The organism is Paraburkholderia hiiakae, assembly GCF_904848665.1.
GTDB lineage: Bacteria > Pseudomonadota > Gammaproteobacteria > Burkholderiales > Burkholderiaceae > Paraburkholderia > Paraburkholderia hiiakae.
Genome location: NZ_CAJHCQ010000020.1, coordinates 72,111 through 98,562 on the forward strand (window position 1 = coordinate 72,111; position 26,452 = coordinate 98,562).

Annotated in this window: 23 protein-coding genes and 1 pseudogene; 14 read left to right on the forward strand and 10 right to left on the reverse strand. The window is 65.5% G+C overall.

The features are described from left to right. Positions 1-55: 55 nt before the first annotated feature. From JMY28_RS30000 to JMY28_RS30015, 4 genes are all read left to right on the forward strand, one after another. On the forward strand, positions 56-778 hold the full coding sequence (locus JMY28_RS30000) for a TetR/AcrR family transcriptional regulator (RefSeq protein WP_201699543.1): 723 nt from the start codon (positions 56-58) through the stop codon (positions 776-778). Further along, positions 771-1,250 (forward strand): nuclear transport factor 2 family protein, encoded by a 480-nt coding sequence (locus JMY28_RS30005; RefSeq protein WP_201699544.1) that lies wholly within the window; start codon positions 771-773, stop codon positions 1,248-1,250. Before JMY28_RS30000 ends, JMY28_RS30005 begins: the two co-directional genes overlap by 8 nt. A gap of 188 nt (positions 1,251-1,438) precedes the next feature. Next, positions 1,439-2,011: a hypothetical protein gene (locus tag JMY28_RS30010; protein WP_236597110.1), complete on the forward strand. Its 573-nt coding sequence runs from the start codon at positions 1,439-1,441 to the stop codon at positions 2,009-2,011. Positions 2,012-2,165: 154 nt separating this feature from the next. After that, positions 2,166-2,780, forward strand: a complete 615-nt coding sequence (locus JMY28_RS30015; protein WP_201699545.1) for a thioredoxin fold domain-containing protein — start codon at positions 2,166-2,168, stop codon at positions 2,778-2,780. A gap of 191 nt (positions 2,781-2,971) precedes the next feature. Here the strand turns inward: JMY28_RS30015 and JMY28_RS39115 are convergent. Together JMY28_RS39115 and JMY28_RS30025 are read right to left on the reverse strand one after the other, a co-directional pair. Then, positions 2,972-3,486: pseudogene (locus JMY28_RS39115) on the reverse strand (DUF1571 domain-containing protein); the annotation flags it as partial. Positions 3,487-3,568: 82 nt separating this feature from the next. Next, positions 3,569-3,808, reverse strand: a complete 240-nt coding sequence (locus JMY28_RS30025) for a hypothetical protein (protein WP_201699546.1) — start codon at positions 3,806-3,808, stop codon at positions 3,569-3,571. 191 nt (positions 3,809-3,999) lie between these two features. On the opposite strand from JMY28_RS30025, the gene JMY28_RS30030 reads away from it, so the two are divergent. After that, the gene (locus JMY28_RS30030) at positions 4,000-5,022 is read left to right on the forward strand and encodes a hypothetical protein (RefSeq protein ID WP_201699547.1); all 1,023 of its coding nucleotides are present in this window, start codon (positions 4,000-4,002) and stop codon (positions 5,020-5,022) included. Positions 5,023-5,436: 414 nt separating this feature from the next. Here the strand turns inward: JMY28_RS30030 and JMY28_RS30035 are convergent, their stop codons facing one another. Continuing rightward, the gene (locus tag JMY28_RS30035) at positions 5,437-7,302 is read right to left on the reverse strand and encodes an ABC transporter ATP-binding protein/permease (protein WP_201699548.1); all 1,866 of its coding nucleotides are present in this window, start codon (positions 7,300-7,302) and stop codon (positions 5,437-5,439) included. Next, positions 7,299-8,183 carry an extracellular solute-binding protein gene (locus JMY28_RS30040; RefSeq protein ID WP_201699549.1) on the reverse strand — a complete coding sequence of 295 codons (885 nt, stop codon included), beginning with the start codon at positions 8,181-8,183 and terminating at the stop codon, positions 7,299-7,301. The genes JMY28_RS30035 and JMY28_RS30040 overlap by 4 nt, the downstream gene beginning before the upstream one ends. Positions 8,184-8,357: 174 nt before the next feature. Between JMY28_RS30040 and JMY28_RS30045 the strand changes: the two genes are divergently transcribed. From JMY28_RS30045 to JMY28_RS30055, 3 genes are read left to right on the forward strand one after another with little or no spacing between them, the layout of a single operon-like run. Beyond that, positions 8,358-8,786: a TOBE domain-containing protein gene (locus JMY28_RS30045; RefSeq protein WP_201699550.1), complete on the forward strand. Its 429-nt coding sequence runs from the start codon at positions 8,358-8,360 to the stop codon at positions 8,784-8,786. Between the two features lie 28 nt (positions 8,787-8,814). Beyond that, positions 8,815-9,417 carry a nitrogen fixation protein NifQ gene (locus JMY28_RS30050; protein WP_201699551.1) on the forward strand — a complete coding sequence of 201 codons (603 nt, stop codon included), beginning with the start codon at positions 8,815-8,817 and terminating at the stop codon, positions 9,415-9,417. A 48-nt stretch (positions 9,418-9,465) separates the two neighbouring features. Further along, a complete protein-coding gene (locus JMY28_RS30055; protein WP_407945555.1) occupies positions 9,466-9,879 on the forward strand; it encodes a winged helix-turn-helix domain-containing protein in 414 nt (137 codons plus the stop codon). Between the two features lie 43 nt (positions 9,880-9,922). On the opposite strand, the gene JMY28_RS30060 is transcribed toward JMY28_RS30055, so the two are convergent. Both JMY28_RS30060 and JMY28_RS30065 read right to left on the reverse strand, forming a co-directional pair. Then, positions 9,923-11,242 (reverse strand): DUF2325 domain-containing protein, encoded by a 1,320-nt coding sequence (locus JMY28_RS30060; RefSeq protein ID WP_201699552.1) that lies wholly within the window; start codon positions 11,240-11,242, stop codon positions 9,923-9,925. A 154-nt stretch (positions 11,243-11,396) separates the two neighbouring features. Next, entirely contained in the window at positions 11,397-12,047 is a 651-nt protein-coding gene (locus JMY28_RS30065) for a hypothetical protein (protein WP_201699553.1), read from the reverse strand. Between the two features lie 179 nt (positions 12,048-12,226). Between JMY28_RS30065 and JMY28_RS30070 the strand changes: the two genes are divergently transcribed. From JMY28_RS30070 to JMY28_RS30090, 5 genes are all read left to right on the forward strand, one after another. Continuing rightward, positions 12,227-13,495, forward strand: coding sequence for an MFS transporter (locus JMY28_RS30070; RefSeq protein ID WP_201699554.1), 1,269 nt, complete (start codon positions 12,227-12,229; stop codon positions 13,493-13,495). Between the two features lie 163 nt (positions 13,496-13,658). Next, a complete protein-coding gene (locus tag JMY28_RS30075; RefSeq protein WP_201699555.1) occupies positions 13,659-14,135 on the forward strand; it encodes a zinc-finger-containing protein in 477 nt (158 codons plus the stop codon). A gap of 158 nt (positions 14,136-14,293) precedes the next feature. Beyond that, on the forward strand, positions 14,294-14,755 hold the full coding sequence (locus tag JMY28_RS30080; RefSeq protein WP_201699556.1) for a hypothetical protein: 462 nt from the start codon (positions 14,294-14,296) through the stop codon (positions 14,753-14,755). Between the two features lie 1,237 nt (positions 14,756-15,992). Then, a complete protein-coding gene (locus JMY28_RS30085; protein WP_201699557.1) occupies positions 15,993-17,741 on the forward strand; it encodes an ABC transporter permease in 1,749 nt (582 codons plus the stop codon). A 14-nt stretch (positions 17,742-17,755) separates the two neighbouring features. After that, a complete protein-coding gene (locus JMY28_RS30090) occupies positions 17,756-19,090 on the forward strand; it encodes an ABC transporter ATP-binding protein (protein ID WP_201699558.1) in 1,335 nt (444 codons plus the stop codon). Between the two features lie 73 nt (positions 19,091-19,163). On the opposite strand, the gene JMY28_RS30095 is transcribed toward JMY28_RS30090, so the two are convergent. Both JMY28_RS30095 and JMY28_RS30100 read right to left on the reverse strand, forming a co-directional pair. Continuing rightward, positions 19,164-19,562 (reverse strand): FKBP-type peptidyl-prolyl cis-trans isomerase, encoded by a 399-nt coding sequence (locus JMY28_RS30095; protein ID WP_201699559.1) that lies wholly within the window; start codon positions 19,560-19,562, stop codon positions 19,164-19,166. Positions 19,563-19,895: 333 nt separating this feature from the next. Continuing rightward, entirely contained in the window at positions 19,896-22,811 is a 2,916-nt protein-coding gene (locus JMY28_RS30100; RefSeq protein ID WP_201699560.1) for a mechanosensitive ion channel family protein, read from the reverse strand. A gap of 437 nt (positions 22,812-23,248) precedes the next feature. On the opposite strand from JMY28_RS30100, the gene JMY28_RS30105 reads away from it, so the two are divergent. Then, positions 23,249-24,538 carry an MFS transporter gene (locus tag JMY28_RS30105; protein WP_201699561.1) on the forward strand — a complete coding sequence of 430 codons (1,290 nt, stop codon included), beginning with the start codon at positions 23,249-23,251 and terminating at the stop codon, positions 24,536-24,538. Positions 24,539-24,541: 3 nt separating this feature from the next. Here JMY28_RS30105 and JMY28_RS30110 read toward each other — a convergent pair whose 3' ends face one another. Next, the gene (locus tag JMY28_RS30110; RefSeq protein ID WP_236597111.1) at positions 24,542-25,543 is read right to left on the reverse strand and encodes a 2-dehydropantoate 2-reductase; all 1,002 of its coding nucleotides are present in this window, start codon (positions 25,541-25,543) and stop codon (positions 24,542-24,544) included. 4 nt (positions 25,544-25,547) lie between these two features. Then, positions 25,548-26,318: a class II aldolase/adducin family protein gene (locus JMY28_RS30115; protein WP_201699563.1), complete on the reverse strand. Its 771-nt coding sequence runs from the start codon at positions 26,316-26,318 to the stop codon at positions 25,548-25,550. Positions 26,319-26,452 lie beyond the last annotated feature (134 nt).

A 26,452-nucleotide genomic window follows, 5' to 3' on the forward strand; every position in this document is an offset into this window, starting at 1 on the left:
CATTCTCCCGCCGACTATCGTGATCCCGCCGCAATCGCGCTGAAAGAGACCAGCCATGAGCCCGCCCGCTGTAACCACCCACGAAGCGAACACAGAAGCGCCGCAGGCCGACGCGCGCGCGCGCCTGCTGGACGCCGCCGAGGCGCTCATCTACGCGGGTGGCATTCACGCAACGGGCGTCGATGCGATCGTTCGCGCGGCGGGTGCGGCGCGCAAGAGCTTCTACACGTATTTCGAATCGAAGGACGCGCTGGTCGCGGCTGCGCTCTCACGGCGCGACGAGCGCTGGATGCGGTGGTTCATCGCCGGCACACTCGCGCGCGGACGCACGCCGCAGGCACGCCTCATCGGCATGTTCGACGTATTGCGCGAGTGGTTCACGTCCGAAGGTTTTCACGGTTGCGCGTTTCTCAACGCGGCTGGCGAAATCGCGTCGCGTGACGACCCCGTGCGCGTGGTCGCGCGCGAACACAAGGAGCGCCTGCTCGCCTTCGTGCGCGATCAAAGCGATGCGTGGGCCGCGAGCGCCGGTGTAGATCGCCGTGTCGCAGCACGGCTCGCGCGCCAATGGCTGATCCTGATCGACGGCGCGATCGGCGTGGCGCTGGTGAGCGGCGACGCCGATGCGGCGCTCGACGCGCGCGCGGCAGGCCGATCGTTGCTCGAAGTACTCGCGCCAAAAGGCGCTTCCGATTCCCGAAGTCATTCCCGAAGCCGGACCCCATTACGCGCACCGTCCCGGCGCGCTGCCCAACGCAAGGAGCAAGACCATGAGTGATTCGCCCGAAGTGCGTCCGCCGCTGCCGCCGTTCACGCGCGAGAGCGCCATGCAGAAAGTGCGTGCCGCAGAAGACGGCTGGAACACGCGCGACCCGCAACGCGTTTCGCTTGCGTACACGCCGCAAAGCGTGTGGCGCAATCGCGCCGAGTTCGTGACGGGCCGCGCGGCGATCGTCGAATTTCTCGCGCGCAAGTGGGCGCGCGAACTCGACTATCGCCTGATCAAGGAACTGTGGGCATATACGGACAATCGCATCGCGGTACGTTTCGCCTATGAGTGGCACGACGATTCGGGCAGCTGGTTCCGCTCGTACGGCAACGAGAACTGGGAATTCGACGCGAACGGTCTGATGGCGCACCGTCACGCATCGATCAACGACCTGCCGATCCGCGAGGCGGATCGTCTCTACCACTGGCCGCTCGGGCGCCGTCCCGATGACCATCCGGGCCTCTCGGACCTCGGCCTCTGACGCTTTGCTTTCATCGGGACGACTCGCGCCGCTGGCACCATGCAAGCGGCGAGCGAGTCGCCCGATCCGAGCCTGGACTCCATTGCGCGCGTATCGGGTTGCGGTACAGTTCGTCATTCACCGCGAACCAGCAATCAGAAAACAGACGACCGCCCTCGCGGATCGGCGCAATAAAGGACGGAGAGCCCATGCGGTTTTGGCAGAAGCAAGGTGGCGCAGCAACGATAACGACAACGAACGCGACAACGAACGCGAAGAAAACGAAAGGCGGCGCGGCGGTTGCCCTGCTGCTCTTGCCGTTGCTGCAGTTCGGCACGGCGCAGTCGGCGCACGCGGCAAACTGGTGTAGTTCGGGCCTCTGGGTAGACGCGATGGTAGGCTCGTACCACATCCATCCCGACAAGGACTTCGAACAGTTCAACCCGGGCCTCGGCATTGAATGCTGGCCAGGCGACACGTGGGCGCTCACGGCAGGCGGCTTTCGCAATTCGCTGCGGCGGCCCTCGTATTATGGCGGCGCGGTGTGGGCGCCCGAGTTCCTCCATTGGGGCTTCGTGCGGCTCGCGGCGATGGGCGGCATCATCTCCGGCTACAACTATGGCAACTGGGGCCTCGGCCACGACCATACGATCGGGCCCGTGGTCGCGCCGATCGTGATGGTCGCGTACAAGCGCGTGGGCGTGAACTTCATCGTCATTCCGCCGATACCTTCTGACGATCTTCCATTTACCATCGGGTTTCAGTTGCGCTTCAAGTTCTAGGGCTCGACGGCCTCCCGCAAACTCTCACCTTTGCTGATAACCTGACGCCTTTGCCATATTGGCGTCAGGCGTGCGCCACGGCCCGACCCTAAGATACGAGCCTTCGCTTTACAGGGCGCGAGACGTGACGCGCTATCCAGGACAAAGGAACAGAATGAAGAAGTTCACACGCATGCTGATCGCCGCGGGCGCACTGGCCCTGAGCGCTGGCGCCATGGCGGCCGACGCACCTGAACCCACCTGGTTGCCCGCAACGGCCGCCGCGAGTTTGCAGCATGCAAGTGCGATCGTCGAAGGTGCGAATGGGTCAAACGCCAAATCGACGCTTTATGTCTTCATGGACCCAAACTGTATTTACTGTCACCTGGTGTGGAAAGCGCTGCAACCGTATGAAGCGGTGGGCCTGCAAGTGCATTGGATTCCTATGGGCTTTCTGAAGCCCGATTCGGCGGGCAAGGCGGCCGCGCTGCTGGAGGCGAAAGACGGCGCTGCGCTGCTCAAGGAGCTGGAAACGCACTACTCGGAGAAGGACGAATCGGGCGGTATCGCACCGCTCGCGCACATTTCCGCCGCCGACAAGAACAAGCTCGACGACAACATCAAGCTCTTTCAGGACCTCGGTTTCGACGGTACGCCTACGCTTATTTATCAAGGTTCGGGCGGTCGCTGGGCCAACGTCAGTGGCTTGCCGAAGCTGGGCGACTTGCCGGGCATGCTGAATCTGCCGGCACAACCGATCACCGATGCCGAGCTGCAGAAGTATCGTTGAGCGCGTGCGGCGGTGAGCCATTCACTGCATCGTGAGTTCACCGATACAACGATAGGTGAGGAGTTCCAGGAGTCGAACTTGATGCGCTCCTCCCGAAAAGCCTCACCTTTGCTCTCTCGGACCAGGTTTTTGAACTTGTAGCCGGGACTCTTCGCATCGAATGCCTCGTCGTCGAAAGACTTCGGCGCGATACTGTCGATCACGATTTTCTCGAACATCTGGCCGTCGTCCCCGCAGGCTTCGACAGTGCGGAAATGCCGATCCCGCAGGTCGAGGCCGAGCGTCTGCTTCTTCGCGGAGAACTGCGGCCTGCCGCTCGGCGAAACGTAGGTGAGCGCGACCACGCGCGTGCCGTCTATCGTTTCACCTCGACTTGCGGCATGGTTGACGCCCCCACTTCCACGTACTTCTTCGCGTCGGTCATGAACTGGCCCACGATGAACTCGGTGCCGAGATCCGTGATCTTGTGATTCGACTGCGAGCGCGCGAGCGTTCCGTTGAGCGCGGTCCACGTAGGTATTGTTCCGAGCAGAGCGCGCAGGTGGCCGTACATTTCGTCGCTGAACCTAGTGCAGTGAGCAGCGGTGTGCGGAAACCGGGCGGCACGGCCTCGGGCGCGAACACATGCTTGAGGACGGCTGAACGTCTGCGCGCGAATGTTCACCGATGCGTGCGGCCCGCTCGTTGACATGTCATCGCGTTTCATCGCATGCGCGACGTTTTGCTGAAAAACAGAGGAAAGCCGGTGATGAGATCGAGGGAGTCGGTGAATTAATTCGGATTGGAAATTAATATACAGGCGCTGTTTGACGGTGAGAGTATTCGGGAGCAGGCTTGCGCGGCAACGCTGAACGGCGAGTGCCTATGGGAACGGTGGCGCCGAAGCACTGCACAAACATGCGTTGCAAGGTGAGCACCGTAAAGAAAACCAAAGGTGAGAATGTGCGGGAGAGCGGGCTCACTGCGGTGTGCGGCGCGTGGTTTTTCGTCGCACCGTTTGACACTTCGGCGGCCAGGTTCTGTCCCATGTGGCGCGCGTTAAGTAACGCAAAGGTGAGTGTTTCCGGGAACAGGAACGTAACGCGAGCCGTTGCTGCGCTGCGGCAGCGTCGCCGCGAGCGGGTTGTAATTCGCGGTATAGTCAACCGCCACAAGAGGTTTCGTTGTGCGCCTACGTTTCACCGCCGCCGCGCGCAAGCGGTCTGCAACGGAGTTTTCCATGGGTATCCTGGACTGGCTTTGGCCGCGCGCCCGCGCGAAGCAGGCGCCGGAATCGCCACAAATCCAGACGCTGATCGAGCGTCTGCTCGTGCTCAGCCCCGTGCTCAAGCTCGTGCCCGAGTGGCGCGAACGGCTTGTGCCCGCGCTCGCGCAGTCAGTCGCGTATGTGCGCGACGTGGTGGACTGCATGCCGCCCGCGCGCGAAGCGAGCGCCGCGACCTGGTCGAGCGATCCCTATATCCACGCGTTTTTCGCCGCGCCCGACGAGGTCGGCCATGTGCTAAGCCGCTCGCCCGAACTGCATGCATGGTTCGAGAGTCATCCGCTTGCGCGCGAGACTTACGCGGTGCTCGGCATGGCTCTGAACGAGCGTCGTGCCTTCGGTGTCGAGCAGTATGGCGACGAGGTGCACACCGATGTCATGCAGACTACGCTGAGCTTCGACGACCATCAGGTGCGCGTGTGCGGCGAAACTGAAAGCGAACTTCGCGAGCAGATCGTGGAGCGCGTTGTCGAGCAGATCGCACTCGAAGGCCTCGAGCAGATCGGCGCCGACGAGTCGCGCCGCGATGTGCTGGAACAGGAGCGCGCGCTCCTCAGAACGCGCCTGCAACTGCTCACGCGTCAGGGTGCGGGCACGCAGCGCATGTTGGGTGAGCTTGCCGCGCAAAACGTCGCCGAAGTGGCGAAGGTCGAAGCGCAGATTGCGCAGAACGAGAGCGAGATCGCCGCGCTCGGCCTCAAGAGCGAAGCGCTCGAACATCAGCTCACGGTAATCTGCAGGGTGCTCGCGAATCCCGCGCAATACACGAACGTTGAAATGCGCGAGATCTGCCTGAGTCCCATGAATGTCCTGCTTTCGAACGGCGGCCCCGACAACAGCGCCTCGATCGTGTTTCCACTCGCGCGCCTGCCGGCGAGCCCGCAGGGTTTGCGCGCCTTCTCGCTGGTGCGCTTCGCGCGCGCTGACCTTCAACCTTTGCCGCGCGTGCTCGTCGAAGACAGCCGCTTCATGATCTGAGCGCGGCGGCGCGTTCATAGGTGAGAAGATTCGGGAGCGGCGTGCGTGGTATCGCAACGGTTCATTGACAACGTATGCCGCAATCACCGTCACCGCTTGTCTACCGCGGAAGTTTCGGGCTCCCGATGGACAGGAGAGCCTGGTTCCAGCGCGCAAGATTTTCCTGGTAGTCCCAGGTTAAAGGATGCGAATATTGCCGAGTACCAGGTGTTAGCAATCGAAACCTTGCGCGAGCGAGCGCGAGTTGCCGGAAGGTGAGCGTTTTCGGGAACCGTGAACAACGGTGCGAAATTGCCCTTCGAATCGCTAACCGGTTATGCAAAAAGCCCCTTGAAAAGGGGCTTTTTTGTCATCGGGGGCGACGTCAGGGCTCGTACTTCAGCGCGAAAGGTGAGCGTTTTCAGGAGTCGTAGGTCAGGCGCCGTGCGCCGGCCAGGCGAGTACGCCGTTCGCGTCGATTGTGAAGCGCAGGTCGCCGGATTGCGATGCCGGAGCGTCTTCGGCGGCGATATCGAAGGTAACGCCCGCGATCTCGACTGCAACGTAGCGGTCGCCGTGACGCAGCGACGTGCCCGCAATGCGCCCTTGCCACGCGCCCTCTTGCGTCGCGACGAGCGCGCGCGGTGAGACCCGCCACATCACGCGCGAGCCCACCGCAAGCGATGTATCGGCGCACGGCAGGCGCAGTCCCGTCGACGTTTCGATCATGCCGCCCGCTCGCACGATCCCCTCGCCGACGTTGTGCAGGCCGAGCAATTCGGCCACGCGCAGCGTGGCGGGCTGCTGGAACACGTCGGCCACGGCGCCCGCCTGCAGCGCGCGCCCCTGTTCGATCACGAGCACTTCGTCGGCGAGCAGGGCGGCTTCGTCGGGGTCGTGCGTGACGATCACCGTTACCGCGCCCACTTCGCGTTGCAGCGCCCGCAACGATTGCTGCAGACGGCGCCGGCGCGGTGTGTCGAGCGCGGCGAACGGCTCGTCGAACAGCAGCAGTTGCGTGTGCCGCGTGAGCGCACGCGCCAGCGCCACACGCTGGCGCTGGCCGAACGAGAGCTCGCGCGGCAGGCGCTGCGTGAGCGCGTCGAGGCCGAGGTGCGCGAGCCAGTAACGTGCGCTGGCGGTGTCCGCATCGACGGGAAACGCGAGCTGCTGCGCCACCGTCATGTGCGGAAAGAGCCCGTAGTCCTGCGGCATGTAGCCGATCTGGCGGCGCTCGGGCGGCAGCGTGCCGAGGTGGGTCGCGCCGAGCGTGACGAAGCCCGCGTCGTTGCGTTCGAGCCCGGCGATGATGCGCAGCGCGAGCGACTTGCCCGAGCCCGAAGGGCCGATGATCGCGAGCCGGCGCGTTTGCGGCTGCCACGAAACATCGAGCGTGAACGCGCCGAGACACCGGCGCGCCGCGAAGGCGAGACGCAGCTCGGCGTTATCCGACACGGTGGCAGCTGGCGTGATACTAGTGAGTTCGTCGCCGTTGTCGAGGTTCACCGTCAGCGTCGAGCGCGCGCCTCGGCTATAGACGGAGAGCACCGCGCAGATGATCGCAATGCCGAGCGTGGGCAGCAGGAGCGGCATCATCGCTGGCAGGCCCTGACCGCCGAACACGACGTAGGTATAAACAGGCAGCGAATACGGGTGATACGCGACCATCACGGTCGCGCCGAACTCGCCGAACGCGCGCAGCCAGGCGAGCGCGAGCCCCGCGCGGATGGCGGGCCACGCAATGGGCAGCGTGACGCGAAAGAAGCGGCTGGCGGCATGATGGCCGAGCGTGGCGGCGACGTCGTCGTACACGGGATCGACGGCGGTGAACGCCGAGCGCGCCGCGACGATCAGGAAGGGCGCGGCAACGAAGGTCTCGGCGAGCACGATGCCTGTGAAGGAGTCGGTGAGCGAGCCGCCGAAGAGCTGGCCGATACCGCTATATGGGCCGATGAGAAACAGCAGCAGCACGCCGCTCGTGAGCGGCGGCAGCGCGAGCGGCAACTGCACGACGAAGCCGACCAGCGCGATGCCGCGCGCGCGCGAACGCGCGAGCCAGTAGCCGAGCGGCACGCCGCCCAGCAGGATCACGAACGTGGCCACGCTCGCGCTCGCCACCGAAACGCCGACCGCCGACCAGGTGGCGTGCCAGTCGACGCCGGCCCAGTCCGCCTGGCCGATCTGCGGAATGCTCGCGACGAACGGCGCGCACAGGTAGACCGCGAGCAGCGCGCCGAGCCACCAGAGCGGCTGCGAGCGCTTCACTGCAACCTGCGCGGTAACCTGCGCGGCTTGTGTCATTGCTGTGCGGCGTCGATCACGGCCTGGACCGACGGCGGGATCGCCTGGGTCTGACCGTTGACGGCGGGCTTCGTGACGTCAACGCCGTGCTCGGCGAGCAACTTGCGACCTTCGGCCGAAAGCAGGAAGTTGACGAAGCGCGCAGCGCCGGCGCTGTTGGGTGCGTCGTTCAGGATCGTGAGCGTGTAGTTCGCCTTGATGTTCAGTTCGGGCGCGGGGTGGATCGACGGAATCTTCAGGTCGGAGGTTTCGGTCGAGTAGAAGAAGCCCGCGTCTAGCTGACCTGACTGCAGACGGCCAACGAGCGTTTCTTCCGGCAGCACCTGCTCGGGATTTTCCGGCGCGCCGAGCGTCTTCTCGACGAGATCAGGCTGGTTGTACGCCTGCGCGGCCTTCGTCATGAGTTCGACGGTGAAGGCACCCTTCGGGTCGAGCTTCGGGTCGGTGCGGCCAAGGCGGATGCCCGGATCCTGCAGCACCTGATCCCACTTCTTCGTCTTGAAGTCGTTGGCGAAACGGCTCTTCGGGTTGTAGCCGATCAAGAGCGGCGATTCGGCGAAATTCACGTACCACGTAACGTGATCGCCGTTGGCCTCGCCCATGAGGCTCGCGTTGACCTTCGGGCTTGCGCTGATGAACACATCGCCGCGGCGCAGCTTGCCCTTTATTTCATTGGCGATCTTGTTCGAGCCGGCCGCGTACCCCTTGAAACGCAGGCCCGTTTCCTTTTCGAACGCGGGGCCCACGCTCTTTTCCATGAGGTTCACGAGCGAGCCTGCATAGAGCACGTTGACATCGGATTCGTCGGCGAATGCGTTGGCGCTTGCGCCCATCACACCGCTCATCACGACGACTGAGGCCAGCAGCTTGCGGATAAACATGTTCGACACCCCGTTCGTTATAAAGGCCAATATATTACGATGGACTGCTGTATTCATGTGCTTATCCAAATGGCTATTTCGGCGATCAATGCCTGTGCGCGTCACACTGACACGGCTACACTGAGGGTCCAGCTCTTTCCCCCCTCATTGTCCTGTTCAATTGTGGAGACACTCATGCGTACCAGCGCCCGTAACCATTTCTCCGGCCAGATTAGCGCGGTCAAGGCCGGCGCCGTCAACGACGAAGTCACGTTGCGCGCCGACGGCGGGCTCGAGATCGTCGCGATCATCACGCATGGCAGCGCCGCCTCGCTGGGTCTTGCTGCTGGCAAGCCGGCCTTCGCGCTCGTGAAGGCATCGTCGGTGATCCTGATGGTCGACGGCGACGCGAGCAAGGTGTCCACGCGCAATGTCGTGGCCGGCACGGTTTCGTCGGTCACGAAGGGCGCGGTGAATGCGGAAGTCGTGCTCGCGGCGCCGGGCGGCGCGCAAATCGCGGCCATTGTGACGAACGACAGCGTCGATCGTCTCGGCCTCGCGGCGGGCAAGCAGGCTGTGGCGCTCTTCAAGGCATCGAGCGTGATCGTCGGCGTAGACGGTTGATGCGCGGCTGCGATCGCACGTGAGCGCCATGACTGACGAATCCGCTGCGCAGCCGCCGTTGCGCGATTTCGACGCACTGGCCGCCGCGCGCTGCGACGCCCTGACGGGTGCGCCAGCGGCGCCTCGCACGCCGGATGCCTGGCTCTTCGCGCGTCTCGTCGCTGCGCGCGAGGTGCGCGGCGAATTGCCATTGCTTGGGCTATCCGGTGCGCAGTTCGAGGCGCTCGGTGCACGGCACTTCGTGTGTGCGGTGACGAATGTAGCGCTGCACGCGCACGTGATGACGGATGCCTCGCATGCTGCATTTGCCACGGCAATGCATGACCTTCTCGTTGCGCTTGCGGCGCCGCAAGCCAACTCCGACGACGTGCGCTGCCTCGCCGCAATCATTGCCCACGCGTGTCTGCGACCCGATCATCTATGGCGCGATCTCGGCCTGCGTGGCCGCGATGACGTCACGTGCATGCTGGAGCGTTTTTTCCCCCAGGTCGTGGCGCGCAACGTGGAAGGCTTGCGCTGGAAGAAACTGCTGGCGCGCGAACTCGCGCTGGCATCGGGCGCCACGCCAGGCCCTGCTCCCGGCTGCCCCGGCTGCGAAGATTTCAGCTTTTGCTTTCCCGCCGGGCGTTAGCCGTCCAGGGGGCAAGGCGCGCGGCACGCATCGTGTATGCTTGCGCGCATGACCAAGTCCCCCAACGATCAACCGCGCACAGACGCCCCCGCGCCCGCACAGGCGCAGAAACCGGCTCAACCCGAGGTGCGTTTTCGCATGCGCATCATGCAGGGCGACACGATCGCACTCGGGCCAGGCAAGGTGTCGCTGCTCGAAGCCGTTCGCGAACATGGCTCGATCTCGGCTGCGGCGCGCAGCATGAACATGTCGTACCGGCGCGCGTGGCTGTTGATGGACGAACTCAACCGCGCGCTGGAGTCGCCCGCCACGGTTTCGGAGCATGGCGGGCAGAGCGGCGGCGGCAGCATGCTCACGCCGGTGGGCGAAGAGATCGTTCGCCTGTATCGCAGCATCGAGGCGCGCGCCGCAGCGGTCTGCGAGTCCGAGATCGAAGCGCTCATCAAACTCGTGAAAACCTGACGTGATGTGACGCGGCGGCAGCACTGCTGCCAACGTCAGGCGCTTAGCCGTGGCGCAAGCAGAAACGCGAGACGGGCACCGCGGCGAGCGTGGGCGTTGCGTTCGCATTCAGCCGCACCATCAACTCGACGAAGCTGGCAAGGCTCGCCGTGCGCAGCGGGTGCCATGCCACCTGATGCCGTTCGCACACGCGCTTGAGCGTGCTCATTGAATCGTGGTCGATGCAGTCCACGGGAAACACCGCTAGATCCGCGTTCGCGAGCGCCGCAGCAAGCAGGCCCTTGCGATCCTCCACGCCACCGTCGTGCACGGTCAGCTCGCCTCCCGCCGACTCCACCCAGCGCCTGAGCGCCTGATTCGAACCCGGCCTGCCACCCACGTAGACGATGCGGCGGCCCTTGAGCGCATTCTCAGGAAGCGCGCTATGGGCCTGTGGGTCTTCGTGCGCTTGCGTTGTCTGCTCCATGGCGTGGACTTCGGCGCGCAAGGCGTCGATCAGCACATGGGCTTCGTCGAGTTGCGCGCGCAGCGTGTGCAGTGTGGCGGCGTCGGCATTCGCGCGCTGCTCGGCGATCTCGCGGCGGCTCGTATGCAGCGCGACCCGCGCGTCGCGTGCCGCGAGCGCTTCCTGCAGCGCTTCGAGCTGCGCCTGCTGCGGCGCTGTTTCGCGCTGCGCCGCCAGCTGCGCGGTTTGCGCATCGAGGGCATTGCGCGCCGCGTCGCGTTCACGGCTCATCTCGTGCAGACGCGCCTGCTGGCGCTCGATCCTGGCCTGTAGTTCGGCGTTCTCTGCTTCCAGCGCCACGAGGCGGCGCAAGTCGGCGCGATTGGCGGCGCCAACCAGGTGCGAGAGCATGTGTAACTCGCCGAACGCGGCCTGGCGCACTTCCATCGTCGTGGCCGGATGCGTCATCAGCGCCCAGTACGCAGGTGGGATGTCGCCGTTCGCGAGCGATTCATTCCAGAGCGCGATCACGGCTTGCGAGTCGCGCGCACTGGCGAAACGGCGCACCGCGCCTGCATAGCGCGTGTCGAGGGCCTTTTGCAGTGCCTTGCCGCCCGCGCCGCCTTCTATCGCCAGCTCGACCGCGGCATGGTGGATCTCGAGATCGCTCGCGCGCTGGGCGTCGAGCCTCGCGAATTTCGGGACGAGCTTGCGCAGCTCGTGCGTGCTCAGGCAGGTGCCGATGATGGAGCAGTGCAGATGGGCGTCGAGTTCGGCGAGACGCGTGCGCTGCCGCGCGCGGGCGAGTTCGGCTTGCGAAGGGCCGCAGCAGTCTGCGCTCGCCAGGACGCGCAGCGTGGTGTCTTCGGCAGATGTGCCGCCCGGCGTGCGGGCGAGGCGGAACGGCGGTGCGTGCATGGTGACCTCTGATCCGGTGCGCAATGCGGGGCGGTGCATGGGCGCGTGCGGCGAGCGTGCCTCGACACGGCGGGTCGCCCACGGCTGGCCGCGCATCGACAGCGCAATATACCATGGAATATAACGATGATCGGCTGGCAGCCAGGAGCGCGCTTCAGGCGGCGGGTTCGCGCACCAGCGTCGTTGCGACGGCGGCGACAGCGGTGACGGCGATGGCGTTGGCCTTGGCTTTGGCGGCAGAGCGGTCTGCGGGCACCTCGCACGAATGCGCTGCGGAGCGCGCTTCGGCCGCGTTCGCGTGCTGCGCGAGCACATGTTCGACGCCCAGCCCGACGAAAGCCGCATCGAGCCGCTCCAGTTCGGCCGCGGTGCGGCGCAGCGCTTCGGTATCGAGACAGAATGCGTCGCTGAAAAGCGCATCGCGCGTCTTGTCGAGGCGCCGCGCGTCGCGAATTGCGCGCTTGAGCTCGCGCTGGCGGGCGAAGCGGGCAAGATCGACCCGCCGCGAGAGCGCGACGAGGAGCGGCTGCAGCGATGCGCCGACTTGCGCCGCGTGCGTCCCGCCAACGCCACTGCCGCCAGCACCGCCGTCGCCGCGCGCAAGCATGCGGTCGAAGCGCTCGATGCTGTTGCGTAGCCGCCGGAACGCGTCGATCACGTCGCGGATCAATTCCGCGCGCTCGTGCCCCGACGCGGGGCGCAGCGTGGTGATCGTGGCCGCGAAGCCGTCCGCGCCGGCTGGCGCGGGTGCGCCACTCGCCTGCGATATCGATGTTGCGCTTACGAGGCGCCGACTACTCGCCACTTGCTGCCTCCGTCTGCTGGATGTTCGTTCGATGTATTCTATAGGATATAGCGATTCAGAGACGGCGTGCATGAATCACGCGGCGTCATGTTCCTGTGGCGCCACGTCACATGAACTAAAATCGCCGCTTTGCACCTGGTTGCGCACGCACCCGACTTTTCGCTTTTTCCTGCTGTTCAATGACCACACCCTCTCCGGAGGCGGCGTCCGACGACCCGCCCAGGCTTTCGCGTAATCGCGGTTTCCAGCGCTTCTATGGCACGCGCGTGCTGTCGTCGCTCGCGTTCCAGATGCTCGCCGTCGCCATGGGCTGGCACATCTACGCGCTCACGCATAGTGCGTTCGCGCTCGGTCTCGTCGGCCTGGCGCAGTTCCTGCCGATGTTCTGCCTCACGCTCGTCGTCGGCCACGTGGCGGACCGGTACGACCGCAGACGCATCGCATCCGTTTGCCAGCTCATCGAATGCGCCGCCGCGCTGACCTTCGCAGCCGGCACGGTCGGCGGCTGGCTGAGCGCGCCGCTCATTTACGTGCTCGCGGCGTGCGTGGGCGCGGCGCGCGCGTTCGAGTCGCCCGCCATTTCGTCCTTGCTCCCTGGCGTCGTACCGCGCGCACAACTCCCTAATGCGACCGCCTGGTCGACCTCGGCGAACCAGACCGCGAACATCGTCGGCCCGGCGCTGGGCGGCCTGCTGTACGGCATTGGCGCGACACCGGCCTACGCGGCCTGCGCGCTCGCGTTCGCGGCGGCCGCCACGCTCTCAGGCACGATTCCGATGCGCGCGAAACCGCCGGCGCGCACGCCTGTCACGCTCGAATCGGTGTTCTCGGGCATCGCGTTCATCCGTTCGCAGCCCGTCATTCTCGGCGCGTTGTCGCTCGATCTGTTCGCAGTGCTGTTCGGCGGCGCGACGGCACTGTTGCCTGTGTTTGCCCGCGACATCCTGCACGCCGGGCCCATCGCGCTCGGGCTCTTGCGCTCGGCAACGGCCGCGGGCGCGCTGGCGGGCTCGATCTGGCTCGCGCACTTTCCGCTGCGGCGCCGGCCAGGTCTCGCGATGTTCGGCGGCGTGATCGTATTCGGCTGCGCAACGATCGCTTTCGGGCTCTCACACAACATCGTCGTATCGCTCATGGCGCTGGCGGTGCTGGGTGCCTCGGACGTGGTGAGCGTGGTCGTACGTACGTCGCTCGTGCAGTTGCGCACGCCCGATGAAACACTCGGCCGCGTGAGCGCGGTCAATTCGCTTTTCATTGGCACATCGAACCAGCTTGGCGAGTTCGAATCGGGGCTCACGGCTGGCTGGTGGGGGGCGCAGCGCGCCGTTCTCGTGGGCGGCGCGGCGACGATCTGCGTCGCGCTGCTGTGGATGCGGCTCTTTCCGGCCCTGCGCGACACGCGCTCGCTCGAACGCGAAGAGACGCGCGCCACCGCGAGCGCGAATTAGTCACACGCGCGCCGCGGCCTGCGGCGCTCCGTCCCGCCGATGCCGTGCGCCGGGGTTTGCCGTTATCCTAGCTCCCGGGCCCGCTCGCAGCGAGCCACCCCTCATCCACCCGTCAAGTCATGCATTCATTGCATTCATCGATCATCGCCCCGTGGAGCGCCGCATGCGCGTAGGCCGTCCCGTCAAGGCGCTGCCGCAGCCCCTGTGCGATTACTGCGGCGCGAAAGCGGTACTCGCGCGCTTTGCCGACGAGGCCTACCCGTACCGCGACGATCACGGCCCGCTCTGGGTCTGTACGCCCTGTGAGGCGTGGATCGGCGTGCCCGCGCGCAGCACGCGCAACGTACCGCTCGGCCGGCTTGCCAACGCCGCTCTACGCGACGCCAAGAGCCGCCTGCACGACGCGCTCGAACCGCTAGTGGCCGCGAAAATGCGGCGCGACAAGGTCAACGCCTTCGAAGCGCGCGGCAAGGCCATCCGCTGGTTGGGGGAGGAACTGGGCTTCGACCTGCCCAATCCGTCGATTCATCTCCTGACGCTCGAGCAGTGTGAGCAGGCCATCGCCCACATCGAGGCGTTCATGGCCGCGCGGCGTGGGCAGGCGAGCGGCGAAGTCGAAGGCGAGGGCGGCCCACGCTGAGGCCGCCTCCGCCCGGCCACGGTCAACTGGCCGACCTTTCGCCAGACGATGCGCGGCGCATGTCTGTCACTGATCGTTACATTCGATTTGCGGGTCGACGCTTAACCTTCGGCGCGGCGTGCCGTTATTGCACGGAACAGACTCTTACGTGCCCTTCCATGGCCAGGACCATCCCTTTTCCGCAGCGCGCGCAAGCCGGCCGCCCCCGCCGCAGCAAGTCGATGCTGCTGCCGATCCCGCACGCGGTCGCCAACGAGCTCGCGCTGCAAGTGCATCTAGCGCTCGCCGCGCTCCGCGGAGGCGGCACGGGCGACGACGCACGCGCCTTGCTCCATGCACACGTGCTCGCGCAATCGATTGCGGAGGCCGGATACGGCGTTCTTGAACCGGAAACGGTGCGGGCGGCCGATGCCGCGTTGATCGCCTGCTTCGAGTGCGGCAATACGGGCGGCGGCTGGCAGCTGGACGAAGCGGCTTTTGAGGCGGTTGCACAGCTCGTGACGGTGTACGACCGACAGTTGCAAAGCGCGCCGCTGTGGGCGCTGACCGAAGCAAGCGAGCGGCTCGAGCGCGTGGGCGCCGGCGAAACCAGCCAGCAGGCATTGCGCAAGAGCGCGTGACGTGGGTGCGCCGGGTATGCGCATTGCGCCCGAGTTGAGACCGTGGCTAAGATGGGTAACGGGCAGCAAGCGGCAGCAAGCAGTATGGTGAAGTGAACGATCCCTGGTTAAGAGGCGAGCGGATCGATGCGATTGACGCAAGGCTGCTGACGATGCATCCCCAATAATGCATGCTGCGCCCGCAAGCGATTCCCGGCGCTGCCGGTCGAGCGCGGATCGAACTCAATTCGGGCCACCAGCCGGCGCTGTGGCGACATTGGCACGAGATTTGACGCCGGACGCGAATCGTGTTGACTTCGGACAGGTGGCGCGCCTAAAATTCGCCCGTCTTAACAAAAGGGGCTGACGCCTTGGACAGTAGCAGTTGTCGATCTTCGAACAGTTTCGCTGCCTGACCGGCAGGACGTCCGCGCTCCCTTTCTTTCAGCCGCCGTCTTGCCAGCCAGGCAGATGGTGCGCGTCTAGCAACAAATCTTCGTGCACTCTTGAATAGCGTCGACCGACGCCGCAGCGACTTGATCGTATCGAGCGCCGCGGATGGCCGACATCGCGCCGTAAGCCCGCCCTGATCGATGCGCGCTTGCGGCACGGTTCGTTCGTTGCGCCCTGAGCGCGACGCGCGGATCGACACATGCGCGCTTCGAGGCGCTTCGCGTTCGAGCTACCGGCTCGATGGAAGCTTCCGGGGTCAGCCGCCGTGACGATAAGGAGTTCCGATGTCTGACAGTGACAGTTATCCGTTATGCCGCTTCCTTTTGAATTGCACTGAGGAAAGCGGGCAGACGCGAGCCGCCGCGCGCTGAAAGATTGCGCTCTGCCGGGTCTGCTGGCTTTCCTCCTCAATGCGTCTCCCGTGACGCCAGGAGAACCAGTATGAACTTCGGCCTTCTTTTGCCGCATCTGTCGCAACTGCAGCAAACGCAGCACACCCTCCATCCCGATGTACTCGGCGCGCGTGAGCGCGCGAGCGTCCCGCCGCCCTGCCGGGAATCGCGACTCGCCGCGCGCTGGCGAGACCTGCGAGCGCGAGTATTTCGGGTCTGAATCAGACGAGATGTAACGGATCTCCCGCGCGTATGCCCAGCCGGCCCGGCCGGCCAAATGCGCCGCGCGAGAGATTCGCGCAATAAACCCAACGCCGGTGCTTCGACATGAACCAGTTCAACCACACATTGCGAACGACCCGCCGCGCAGCGCGCGCCTGCGCCACGCCTGTACTCGCTAACGGAGGCCGCTAATGGAGTTCAGCTTCAACCTGAACCGCACGGCCAACGCTTCGGCGTGGCGCGTGCTGCCGAACCGCTGGGACTTCGTGGCGTTCCCGCTGATGATCGGCCTGATCGCGATGGCGGCCGTGGGCTTTCACGAGACCATGGCGCCCATTGCCACGCTCAAGACCCAGGTCATCTCGCTCGACCCGGCCAATTTGCCCGAGTACGCGATGCGCACCACGCTGCGCATGCTGGCGGCGATGGTCGCCTCGCTGCTCTTCACACTCGTGTACGGCACGCTCGCGGCGAAGAGCCGCCGCGCGGGCGTGGTGCTCGTGCCGATTCTCGACATCCTGCAGTCCGTGCCGGTGCTCGGCTACATCTCGTTTACGGTCACGTTCTTTCTCGCGCTCTTTCCCTCGCGCGTGCTGGGCGCCGAACTCGCGGCGATCTTCGCGATCTTCACGAGCCAGGCGTGGAACATGACGTTCAGCTTCTACCAGTCGCTGCGCACCGTGCCGCGCGATCTGGACGAGGTCTCGCGGGGCTTCCACCTCACGGGCTGGCAGCGCTTCTGGAAGCTCGAAGTGCCGTTCTCGATGCCGGGCCTCATCTGGAACATGATGATGTCGATGTCGGGCGGCTGGTTCTTCGTGGTCGCCTCCGAAGCGATCACGGTGGGCAATAACACGATCACGCTGCCGGGTGTCGGCGCGTATCTGGCCCAGGCGATCGCGGAAAAGAATCTGCACGCGGTGGGCTGGGTGATCCTCGCGATGATCGTGGTGATTCTCGCCTACGACCAGTTCCTGTTCCGCCCGCTCGTGGCGTGGGCGGACAAGTTCCGCATGGAGAACACGAGCTCGGGCGACGCGCCGGAGTCGTGGCTGCTCGACCTGATTCGCCGCACGCGCCTCATTCACCGTCTGCTCGTGCCGATGGGCTTCATGCTCGCCACGCTCGCGCGCATTCCGTTGCGCGTGCGACTGCCGAAGGCGCTGCCCGTCGTCACCACCATGAGCAAGCGCTCGCGCCTGGGCGACATCGTGTGGGCCGTGTTCGTGATCGCGCTGACCGTGTTCGTGGTGTGGCGCGTCGTGGCCTATGTGCGCACGGGCGTGACGCTCGATGAAGTCTGGCACGTGTTCGTACTCGGCCTCATCACGCTCTTTCGCGTGTTGCTGCTGATCGTCATCGCTTCGGTGATCTGGGTGCCGCTCGGTGTGCTGATCGGCCTGCGCCCGGCGCTCGCCGAAAAGGTTCAGCCGCTCGCGCAGTTTCTCGCCGCGTTCCCGGCGAATCTGCTGTTCCCGGTGTTCGTGATCGTGATCGTGCGCTTTCACCTGAACCCGGACATCTGGCTCTCGCCGCTCATCGTGCTCGGCACGCAGTGGTACATCCTCTTCAACGTAATCGCGGGCGCAAGCGCCTATCCGAACGATTACAAGGAAGCGGCCACGAACTTCCGCATTCGCGGCTGGCAATGGTGGAAAAAAGTCATGCTGCCGGGCATTTTCCCGTACTACATCACGGGCGCGATCACGGCTTCCGGCGGTGCATGGAATGCGAGCATCGTCTCCGAGTTCGTGCAGTGGGGCGACACGAAAGTCGTTGCGCATGGCCTCGGCGCGTATATCGCAGAAACGACCGCCGCTGGCGACTTCCCGAAGATCATTCTGGGCATCGCGATGATGTCCCTGTTCGTTACGCTGTTCAACCGCGTGCTCTGGCGTCCGCTGTACACGTATGCCGAGTCCCGGCTGCGCCTCGATTGAGATGGAGTGACATCATGCTGAATCCGAAAATCGTCTCATCCGACCTGCTGCCGATGCGGCCCGCTCCCGGCGAGGAAGTGCTCGCAGTCAAGCATGTTTCGCGCGGCTTCGCGAAGAAAGAGGACGAGCGCCTCGTGCTCGACGACGTAAACCTCTCGCTGCGCGAGGGCGAGATCGTCGGCTTGCTGGGCCGTTCGGGCTCCGGCAAGTCCACGCTGCTGCGCATCATCTCCGGGCTCATCGAGCCGACCGAAGGCGAGGTGAACTGGCTCGGCAAGCCATTGAGCGGTCCGGCCGAAGGCGTGTCGATGGTGTTCCAGACCTTCGCGCTGTTCCCGTGGCTCACCGTGCTGCAGAACGTGGAAGCGGGGCTCGAAGCGCAAGGCGTCGGCGCGCGCGCGCGTCGCGAGCGCGCGCTTGCGGCGATCGACCTGATCGGTCTGGACGGCTTCGAAAACGCCTACCCGCGTGAGCTTTCCGGCGGCATGCGTCAGCGCGTGGGTTTCGCGCGCGCGCTCGTGGTCGACCCGACGCTGCTGCTCATGGACGAGCCGTTCTCCGCGCTCGACGTGCTGACCGCCGAAACGCTGCGTACCGATCTGCTCGACCTGTGGACGCAAGGGCGTCTGCCGATCAAGTCGGTGCTGATCGTCACGCACAACATCGAGGAAGCGGTGTTCATGTGCGACCGCATTCTCGTGCTCTCGTCGAACCCCGGGCGCGTGTCGGCGGAAATCAAGGTGCCGTTCAAGCATCCGCGCAACCGGCTCGACCCTGCATTCCGCAAACTCGTTGACGACATCTACGCGAAGATGACCGCGCGCGAAGCCGCCGAGGCCACGCATCGCCGTCTAGAAGTGGGCAGCCGCTTGCCGGACGTGTCGACGAACATCATGGCGGGTCTGATCGAGACGCTGGCGGCGGCGCCCTATCACGGCCGCGCCGACATGCCGGAAATTGCGCGCTCCTTGCATCTGGAAGTGGACGACCTGTTCCCGATCGTGGAAATGCTGCAGCAGCTCGGCTTTGCCGACGTGCGCGAAGGCGATGTGCTGCTCACGCCGCCCGCGCGCGTGTTCGCGGAGATGGGCACGCAGGCGCGCAAGCTCATGTTCGCCGACCACCTGCTGCGCAACGTGCCGCTCGCGGCGCGGATCAAGAAGGTGCTCGACGAGCGGCCTGGTCATCGCGCGCCGCGCGTGCGCTTCGAGCAGGAGCTGGAGGACGTGCTTTCCGATGTCGCCGCGGAAGAAACGCTCGATACCGTGGTCGAATGGGCCCGTTATGGCGAGGTGTTTTCGTATAACGACCAGACTGAGATCTTCAGTCTCGAGGACGTCGAGGCGTAAGGCCTGGGTCCACTTAAAAAGAAAAACGGGCGGTTTAACCGCCCGTTTTTTTTGCCGGCAGAATCTGCTGGCCTTACTGTCCGATGCCGATCAGTTCGATTTCGAACGTGAGGTCGCTGTTCGGCGGGATCGGGCCGACCGCGCGATCGCCATAAGCGGTCGCCGCCGGGCAGGTCAGCTTCGCCTTGCCGCCGACCTTCATCTTCTGCACGCCCTGCGTCCAGCAGGGAATCACGCGATTGAGCGGGAAGGTCGCGGGGCCGCCATGCTTGTCGGAGCTGTCGAATTCGGTGCCGTTCGCGAGCGTGCCGCGATAGTTCACGCGCACGACGTCGGTGGCGGCGGGTTGCGGACCGGTGCCTTGCTTGATGTGTTCGACGACGACGCCCGACGGCAACTTTTCGATGGTGTTGGCGGCGAACGCGGTCGTTGCAACAGTGGCAGCGGCGACCAGGGCAATCAGTGATTTCATGAGAGGTCCTTGTTGAATGGCAAATCGATTATATCGGGAGCGCCGCGCGGGTCCCGGTTCGTGGCCGGTATGACGTTTCAGGCGCTGGCGTTCTCGGTCTTCGGCATAGGCGACTCCACGAAGGTGAGCTTCTTCGGGACTCACCGCGCCGCGCGTGCGGCGCACGATGCCACCGCGCGCAGACCCTTGATTAGACGGAGAACTTTACTCCGTCAGTGTTGCCTTGTGGCGCGGCTTGCGTCGTATTGGTGAGCTTTTTCGGGAGCTAAGCGGTGCGAAACGAAGGGTGAGGCCGGCGCGCTTGAGCCGCGCACCGGCTGCGATGTCAGCGCATCAATTCGGCTTTCCGCTCGGCGACCCGTTACCGTCGCCCGACGCACCGGCGCGGCCATTGCGCGGCTTGCTCCCTTGCGAAGCAGCTTTCGACGCGCCGCGCGATTGCGCCCGCGAGCGATCGTCGTCGTTGGCATCAGCGCTGGCATCGCCGTCGTGATCGTCGCCGTACGTACGCCCTTCGACATCGTCACCGCGCGCCATGCCCACGAGGAAGTTGCGCTGAGGATTCGCCAGCTCGATGCCGCGCTCCGTGAAGCGCAGCAACACGCGCTTGTTGAATTCGCGCTGCACACCCCAGCGCGCCGAGTCCTTGCACTGAATCTGCCCGACGAGCGTCACGGTCGCACCATCCACCTGATCGACGCCCCAATACGCGAAGTCGCTGAGAATGCCGTTCTTGAACGCGTCTTCCTTGCGGATCTCGGCGCCGATATCCTTCAGCGTGTCGATGGCGCGTTGCAGATCCGCGCCATGCGCGATCTGCACCTTCACCGCCGCGTTGCCGATGCCGCGATTCGTGTTGTTCACGGTCGTGACCGAACTGAACGGCACGGTGTAGAGCGAGCCGTCGCCGCCGCGCAGGCGCACGGTGCGGATCGAGAGAAACTCGACGGTGCCCGAAACGCCCGCCACGGTCACCCAATCGCCGACCTGCAAGGCGTTTTCCGTCAACAGGAAGATGCCGGTGATGAAGTCCTGCACGAGCTTTTGCGAGCCAAAGCCGAGCGCCACGCCGAAAATACTTGCGCCCGCAATGAGCGGCGCGGTGTTCACGCCAAGCTGCGAGAGCGCGGTAAGCCCGACCACAACGAGGATCGAAACGAGCAGCGTGGTGCGGAACATCGGCAAGAGCGTGCGCAGGCGCGCAGCGCGCACGAAGTCGCCGGAATCGGTCCAGGCGTTCAGGCGCCGCTCGGCCGCGCCGTTCGCGAACTCCCAGATCGCGACCGCGACGACGATGGCGACCACGATAGTCAGGAGTGCAGATCCCAGCAGATGTCCGATAGGCGCGAGCGCGAGAATGCGTGCGGGACGCAGGCCCCAGACGTGCAGCAGCAGGTCGAGCGTCACGATCCAGATCGCCACGACAACGATGCGCCGCAGCGCGGGGTAGTAACGATACGCGCGGCGCTGGCCGAAACTCATCTTCTCCTGATCGTCGCGCAAGCCGAACACGCGGCTCAACGCGCCGAGCAGCACGATGGCGCTCACGCGCGCGGCGAGCAGGACGACGAGCGAGAGTCCGCCCGCGCGCAGCAGGGCTGCGTAGCCACCACGCAGATCGAGCGCCCAGACGAACCACAGCGCGATGACGACGAAGAGCGCCACGCCAACCCAGATGTCGGCGAACCACTGCATGAACCAGGCGTACGAGCCGTGGCGCGCGGCGGCAGCGCGCATGGCGTCGGCCACGGGGCGGCGCAGTTGCAGGATCATCACGCCGAGCGCGAGGTGGCCGACGAGCGTGACGACCTTCACGAGCGCGAGATGCGCGTCCTCGGCCATGCCGAGCGGCACCGCGCCGCCAATCGCCCCGCCCACGCCGCCGATCACGACGATGCACACGAGCCAGCGCTGCGCGTAAGCGGCCCATTCGTCGGGGAGCGGCACGAGGCGCAGTGCGGCCGCGTCGGGCGCGAACAGCAGTTTGCCGAATATCGCGATCACGCGGCAGATCACATAGGTATCGACGATATGGCCTACGGCTTCGGCGGGTGCCGCGTCTTCGGGGCCGAGGAGCGAGAGCACGCCAGCGGCGCACAGGCCGAAGGCGATCACCGGCACGACTTCGAGCAGCATCACGAGCAACGCGCCCGGCAGACGCTGCAAAAGGCGCCAGTGATGCGCGCCACGCAGCGCGTGGTACGCCTCTTTCGCGCGGTCGGCGGCGGTTTTCGGCGAGGCGTCGGCGTTGTCCTCGGCCTGCGCTGCGACCACCGTAGCGCGCGCTGCCGCGTTGGCGCTCGCGTTCGCGTTGGGGCCGGCGTTCGGGTCGCTGTCCCTATTGTCCTTGCCGTCGGCCGGTTCCATGCCGGCGGCTTCGCGCAGCGCGGCGTCCTGGGCCTCGGCCTTCGCATCGGCGGCTTTCGCCTGCGCGGCGAGCGCGACGCTCGTGCCCGTCGCTTCGGGCGTTTGCGGCTGAGGCGTGGGTGCGCCGCCTTGCGGGACTTCGGCGCCCTCGCGTTGTTTCGCTGCCTGATGCGCGGCAATGGCGCGCTCCGGCGTGGCGACGACGCGGCGCAGCACCGTGGCGAGCGCGAGCGCGGGCACGAGCGTGAGCAGCAGTACGCGCAGCAGGGCGAGCAGCAGCGCGTGGCCTTGCGGCGTGTTCAGATGGTCCTGCCACCAGTTGCGCGTGGACCAGAGGCCGAGCAGCGTCGCGAACGTTTGGTTCAGACGCTGGCCGACCATGCGCGCGCCGTGCGCGGCGTGATCGGCGATCTGCACGACGAGACCGTTGGAGCGCAGCGCGCCTGCGAGCGGCGCGGAAGCGGGCGTGGCCGCCGACGCGCCAGAGGCCGCGGCGGGCGCACTGGCTGGCGCGCTCGCCGAGGCGGGCGCGGCCAGCGCACCGGCGGCGGCGATGGCGCGCAGCGTGTCTTCCATGTGGCCGCGCTGCACGGGATCGTCGAGGACCTTGAGGGCGGCTTGCGCCTGGGTAGGCGTGAGCGCCACGGGCGCGGCGGGGTTGCTTGCGTTGGCGTCGGGCCCGCTCGCGGCAGGCTGGGCCGGATGCGCTGGGCTCGTGCCGGGCTTGAGCGCTTCGGCAAGGGTGGCTGGCGTGGCTGCCGTTGCGCTGGACGCGCCGGGCGCGAGCATCAGACCGGATAAAACGGCGAGTACGGCGAGTACGGAGAAGCGGGCACGCGGGCGCGGCGCGCGCGCGGACCGAAAGGCAGAAGAAAGGGACATCCTTGTCATTGGCATACGGATCGCGACTGCGGCGACCCATCAGTGGCGGCGGATTGAAAAGACAGCGGGGCGAAACGCGCGGCAGGAAGCGCGTTGGCGCGGCGTACAGCCCGCCGTCGCCCGATTCGTCGGAACGTTCGACGCGCTGCCGCAATTTTGGTGCCCACTTGATGCGCGGGTGGGCCACATGGCGTTTGCGGAACCGCAAAAAACGGCGCGGCGCGCGAAACGTGAGTGCTCACTATCCCGGCAGTATGCCTCTTTTGCCTTACGAACGCGGATGAGGCGCGCACGCCGGGGCCCGGTAAAAGGGACGCTTCATCGGCTGATGGATTCCACCGCCTCCGCGGGTTTTGATCAGTGGCGCGTGCGCCGGGGCGAATGCTACCGTTGCACGGTCCACTATCCAGGCCCGCCAGAGGCCGACGAGGAGAGCCATGAACAGCGTCAGCATGACCGGAGTGCGCAAGGGCAAACTGAGCCGCACGCAGTTGATCGTCGCCGCGACAATCGGCAATGCGCTCGAATTCTTCGATTTCACCGTCTACAGCTTCTTCGCGCTGACCATCGGCAAGCTGTTCTTTCCCACCATGTCGAGCTACGGGCAGTTGCTGGCCTCGGTGGCGACATTCGGCGTGGGCTTCGTCATGCGGCCGCTGGGCGGCATCGTGATCGGCGCCTATGCCGACCGCGCCGGCCGCAAGCCTGCCATGACGCTCACGATCTTCATGATGGCGCTGGGCTGCATGCTGATCGGCCTCGCGCCCACCTACGCGCAGATCGGCGTGGCCGCGCCGGTCTTGATCGTGTTCGCGCGTTTGCTGCAGGGCTTTTCCGCGGGCGGTGAAGTGGGCGCTTCCACTACGCTGCTGATCGAGGCGGGCACGCCCGCCAATCGCGGCCTGCTCGGCAGTTTCCAGTTTGCGAGCCAGGGCATCGGCGTTTCGCTCGGCGCACTGATGGCAGGACTCCTGACGACGTTCGTCGCGCCCGACGCGCTGCTCGCCTGGGGCTGGCGCGTGCCCTTCCTCATGGGTGTAGCGATTGCCCCGATCGGCATGTGGATTCGCCGGCGTCTGGACGAACAGTTGCCGCAGCAGGCGAGCGTGGTGCGCATGCCGGTGCTCGCCGTGCTGCGCGACCACGGGCGGCGCGCGGCGCTTGGCATCCTGCTGACGATCGGCTCCACGGTCACGGCCTATGTCGTCACGTTCTATATGCCGACCTATGCGATCCACGAACTGAAGGTGCCCGCGCCCACGGCCTTGCTGGCGGGGCTGGTTTCGGGCGTCGTGACCTTCGTGGTCGGCCCGCTTTCGGGGTTGCTCTGCGATCGCTTCAGCCGCCGCACGCTGATCTTCTGGCCGCGCGTGGGCGTCTTGCTGCTGATCTATCCGGCGTTTCTCTGGCTGACGAGCGGGCCGGACGCCGCGCGTCTCCTGATCACCGTGGGCGGCCTGAGCGTGCTGCTCGCGCTGCAGGCCGCGCCCTCCATCACGATGCTGCCTGAGATGTTCCCCCGCGCCGTGCGAGCGACGGGCATGGCGATCGTCTACGGTATCGGCGTGGCGATTTTCGGCGGCTTCGCGCAGACGGTTGCCACCTGGCTCGTGAAGAGCACGGGCAATCTGCTCGCGCCCGCGTGGTACGTGATGGCGTGCGTGACGATTTCCTGCCTTGCGCTGCCGTTCATTCGCGACCTCACGGGCAAGCCGCTCGAGGATTGACTGCTAGCGTGCCTCGCGCGCCGCTTCGAGATTCGAGTCGAGCTGGCGCGCCAGGCCGTAAAGCATGCCGAGCGACGGCGCCGCGATGCCCACACGCTGTGCCAGTTCATACGGCGCGCCGACAAGCGCCTCGACCTCGAGCGAGCGGCCCGCCTCCACGTCTTGCAGCATCGAGGTCTTGAAGGCGCCTAGCTTGCGCGTGATCGCGTTGCGCTCCTCAATGGTCATCGCGAGGCGAATGCCGAGCGCTTCGCCAATCGCGCGTGCTTCTGCCATCACCGCGCTCACGAGTTGCGCGGTGAGCGGGTCGTCGAGAATCACGTCGGCGCTCGAACGCGTCAGCGCGCTGATGGGGTTCATCGTCATGTTGCCCCAGAGCTTCGCCCAGATATCCGACTGAATGGGCTCGGCTTTCGTGACCTCGAAGCCAGCCTTCGCAAGCAGATCGCGCGCCTCCTGCGCGCGCGCGGCCATGTGCGCTGAGCCTTCGCCGACGATCAGATGATTGCCGCCGCCCTTGCGGATCACGCCCGGCCCCGCAATCGACGACGACAGATGCACGACACATCCCGAAGCCTGCGCGGGCGGCAACGCCGCTGAGATGACGCCACCGGGATCGACCGCTTCGAGCCGGCCGTTCGCGTGTGTGCCGCCGAACTCGTGGAGGAACCACCAGGGCACGCCGTTCATCGCCGAGACGATATGCGTATGCGGACCCACGAGCGGCGCGAGCGAAGCCGCCGACTGCGCGAGCGCCTGGCCCTTCAGGCAAATGAAAATGAGGTCTTGCGCGCCGAGCGAGGCGGCGTCGCTGGTGGCGTTCAGGGCTTGCGTGTAGCGCGTGTCGCCTTCAACGATCGTGAGACCGTCGCGGCGAATCGCTTCGAGATGCGCGCCGCGCGCGAGCAGATTCACGGCGATGCCCGCGCGCGCAAGACGCGCCGCAATCAGGCCGCCGATCGCACCGCCGCCGACGACGGTGATCTTTTGATTCGGGGTGTTCAAACCTTCACTCCTGATATGAGGGGTCGATGCGCGTGACACGACGGACCAGCGCGTCGAGCACGTTCTGGCCCGCGCCATGTGCGGGCGAGAACTGCAACGCGTCGCGCGTCGAGCGTTCGGTAATGGCGGGCGCGATCGGCAGCGTCTGACCGCGCATCGAATCGGTCACGACCTGCACTTCGCACGCGCGATTGAGCGTCCAAAGCAGCGCAAATGCGTGCGCGAGGGTCACACCATGCGAGAGCAGCCCGTGATTGCGCAGGATCAGCAGCCGCTTGTCGCCCATCGACTTCAGAATGCGCGATTTTTCTTCGGCGTGCACAGTAATGCCTTCGAAGTCGTGATACGCGACCATGTCGTGCAACTGCGCCGAATAGAAGTTCGTATACGCAAGGCCGCCTTCCATGCACGCCACCGCGAGCCCTGCCGTGGTGTGCGTGTGCATGACGCAATGCGCGTTCTCCACGTTTGCATGAATCGCACTGTGGATCACGAAGCCGGCCGGGTTGATCGGATACTCGCTCGGGCTCAGGATATTGCCGTGGAGATCGATCTTGACGAGATTCGAGGCCTTGATTTCGTCATACGTGAGCCCGAACGGGTTGATGAGGAAATGCTTGTGCGGCCCCGGCACGCGCAGCGTAATGTGATTGAAGATCAGCTCGGTCCAGCCCATGAGATGAAACACGCGATACACGGCGGCTAGCTGCACGCGCGCTTCCCATTCCGTGGGGTCGCACCATTCGGGGCGTGTGCGCTGGATGTTTTCATTCATGAATGTCTCCTCGTGGCAGGCTCTGATCACGCCGATCCTACGCGCAAATAAATGCGTGTGCAAGCATCAAATTTTCCATGAAATGCCTGCAGAAAAGGGCTTTCATCGATGCTATTCTGATGGCGTGGCCGTAT

What these genes read in the sequence shown, in the direction of transcription:
- JMY28_RS30080 (WP_201699556.1), top strand. Translation starts at nt 14,294, where the DNA reads ATGGCCAGGACCATCCCTTTTCCGCAGCGCGCGCAAGCCGGCCGCCCC.
- JMY28_RS30005 (WP_201699544.1), top strand. Translation starts at nt 771, where the DNA reads ATGAGTGATTCGCCCGAAGTGCGTCCGCCGCTGCCGCCGTTCACGCGC.
- JMY28_RS30070 (WP_201699554.1), top strand. Translation starts at nt 12,227, where the DNA reads ATGACCACACCCTCTCCGGAGGCGGCGTCCGACGACCCGCCCAGGCTT.
- JMY28_RS30000 (WP_201699543.1), top strand. Translation starts at nt 56, where the DNA reads ATGAGCCCGCCCGCTGTAACCACCCACGAAGCGAACACAGAAGCGCCG.
- JMY28_RS30060 (WP_201699552.1), bottom strand. Translation starts at nt 11,242, where the DNA reads ATGCACGCACCGCCGTTCCGCCTCGCCCGCACGCCGGGCGGCACATCT.
- JMY28_RS30090 (WP_201699558.1), top strand. Translation starts at nt 17,756, where the DNA reads ATGCTGAATCCGAAAATCGTCTCATCCGACCTGCTGCCGATGCGGCCC.
- JMY28_RS30030 (WP_201699547.1), top strand. Translation starts at nt 4,000, where the DNA reads ATGGGTATCCTGGACTGGCTTTGGCCGCGCGCCCGCGCGAAGCAGGCG.
- JMY28_RS30075 (WP_201699555.1), top strand. Translation starts at nt 13,659, where the DNA reads ATGCGCGTAGGCCGTCCCGTCAAGGCGCTGCCGCAGCCCCTGTGCGAT.
- JMY28_RS30010 (WP_236597110.1), top strand. Translation starts at nt 1,439, where the DNA reads ATGCGGTTTTGGCAGAAGCAAGGTGGCGCAGCAACGATAACGACAACG.
- JMY28_RS30015 (WP_201699545.1), top strand. Translation starts at nt 2,166, where the DNA reads ATGAAGAAGTTCACACGCATGCTGATCGCCGCGGGCGCACTGGCCCTG.
- JMY28_RS30050 (WP_201699551.1), top strand. Translation starts at nt 8,815, where the DNA reads ATGACTGACGAATCCGCTGCGCAGCCGCCGTTGCGCGATTTCGACGCA.
- JMY28_RS30100 (WP_201699560.1), bottom strand. Translation starts at nt 22,811, where the DNA reads ATGTCCCTTTCTTCTGCCTTTCGGTCCGCGCGCGCGCCGCGCCCGCGT.
- JMY28_RS30085 (WP_201699557.1), top strand. Translation starts at nt 15,993, where the DNA reads ATGGAGTTCAGCTTCAACCTGAACCGCACGGCCAACGCTTCGGCGTGG.
- JMY28_RS30045 (WP_201699550.1), top strand. Translation starts at nt 8,358, where the DNA reads ATGCGTACCAGCGCCCGTAACCATTTCTCCGGCCAGATTAGCGCGGTC.
- JMY28_RS30025 (WP_201699546.1), bottom strand. Translation starts at nt 3,808, where the DNA reads ATGGGACAGAACCTGGCCGCCGAAGTGTCAAACGGTGCGACGAAAAAC.
- JMY28_RS30055 (WP_407945555.1), top strand. Translation starts at nt 9,466, where the DNA reads ATGACCAAGTCCCCCAACGATCAACCGCGCACAGACGCCCCCGCGCCC.
- JMY28_RS30105 (WP_201699561.1), top strand. Translation starts at nt 23,249, where the DNA reads ATGAACAGCGTCAGCATGACCGGAGTGCGCAAGGGCAAACTGAGCCGC.
- JMY28_RS30095 (WP_201699559.1), bottom strand. Translation starts at nt 19,562, where the DNA reads ATGAAATCACTGATTGCCCTGGTCGCCGCTGCCACTGTTGCAACGACC.
- JMY28_RS30115 (WP_201699563.1), bottom strand. Translation starts at nt 26,318, where the DNA reads ATGAATGAAAACATCCAGCGCACACGCCCCGAATGGTGCGACCCCACG.
- JMY28_RS30040 (WP_201699549.1), bottom strand. Translation starts at nt 8,183, where the DNA reads ATGTTTATCCGCAAGCTGCTGGCCTCAGTCGTCGTGATGAGCGGTGTG.
- JMY28_RS30035 (WP_201699548.1), bottom strand. Translation starts at nt 7,302, where the DNA reads ATGACACAAGCCGCGCAGGTTACCGCGCAGGTTGCAGTGAAGCGCTCG.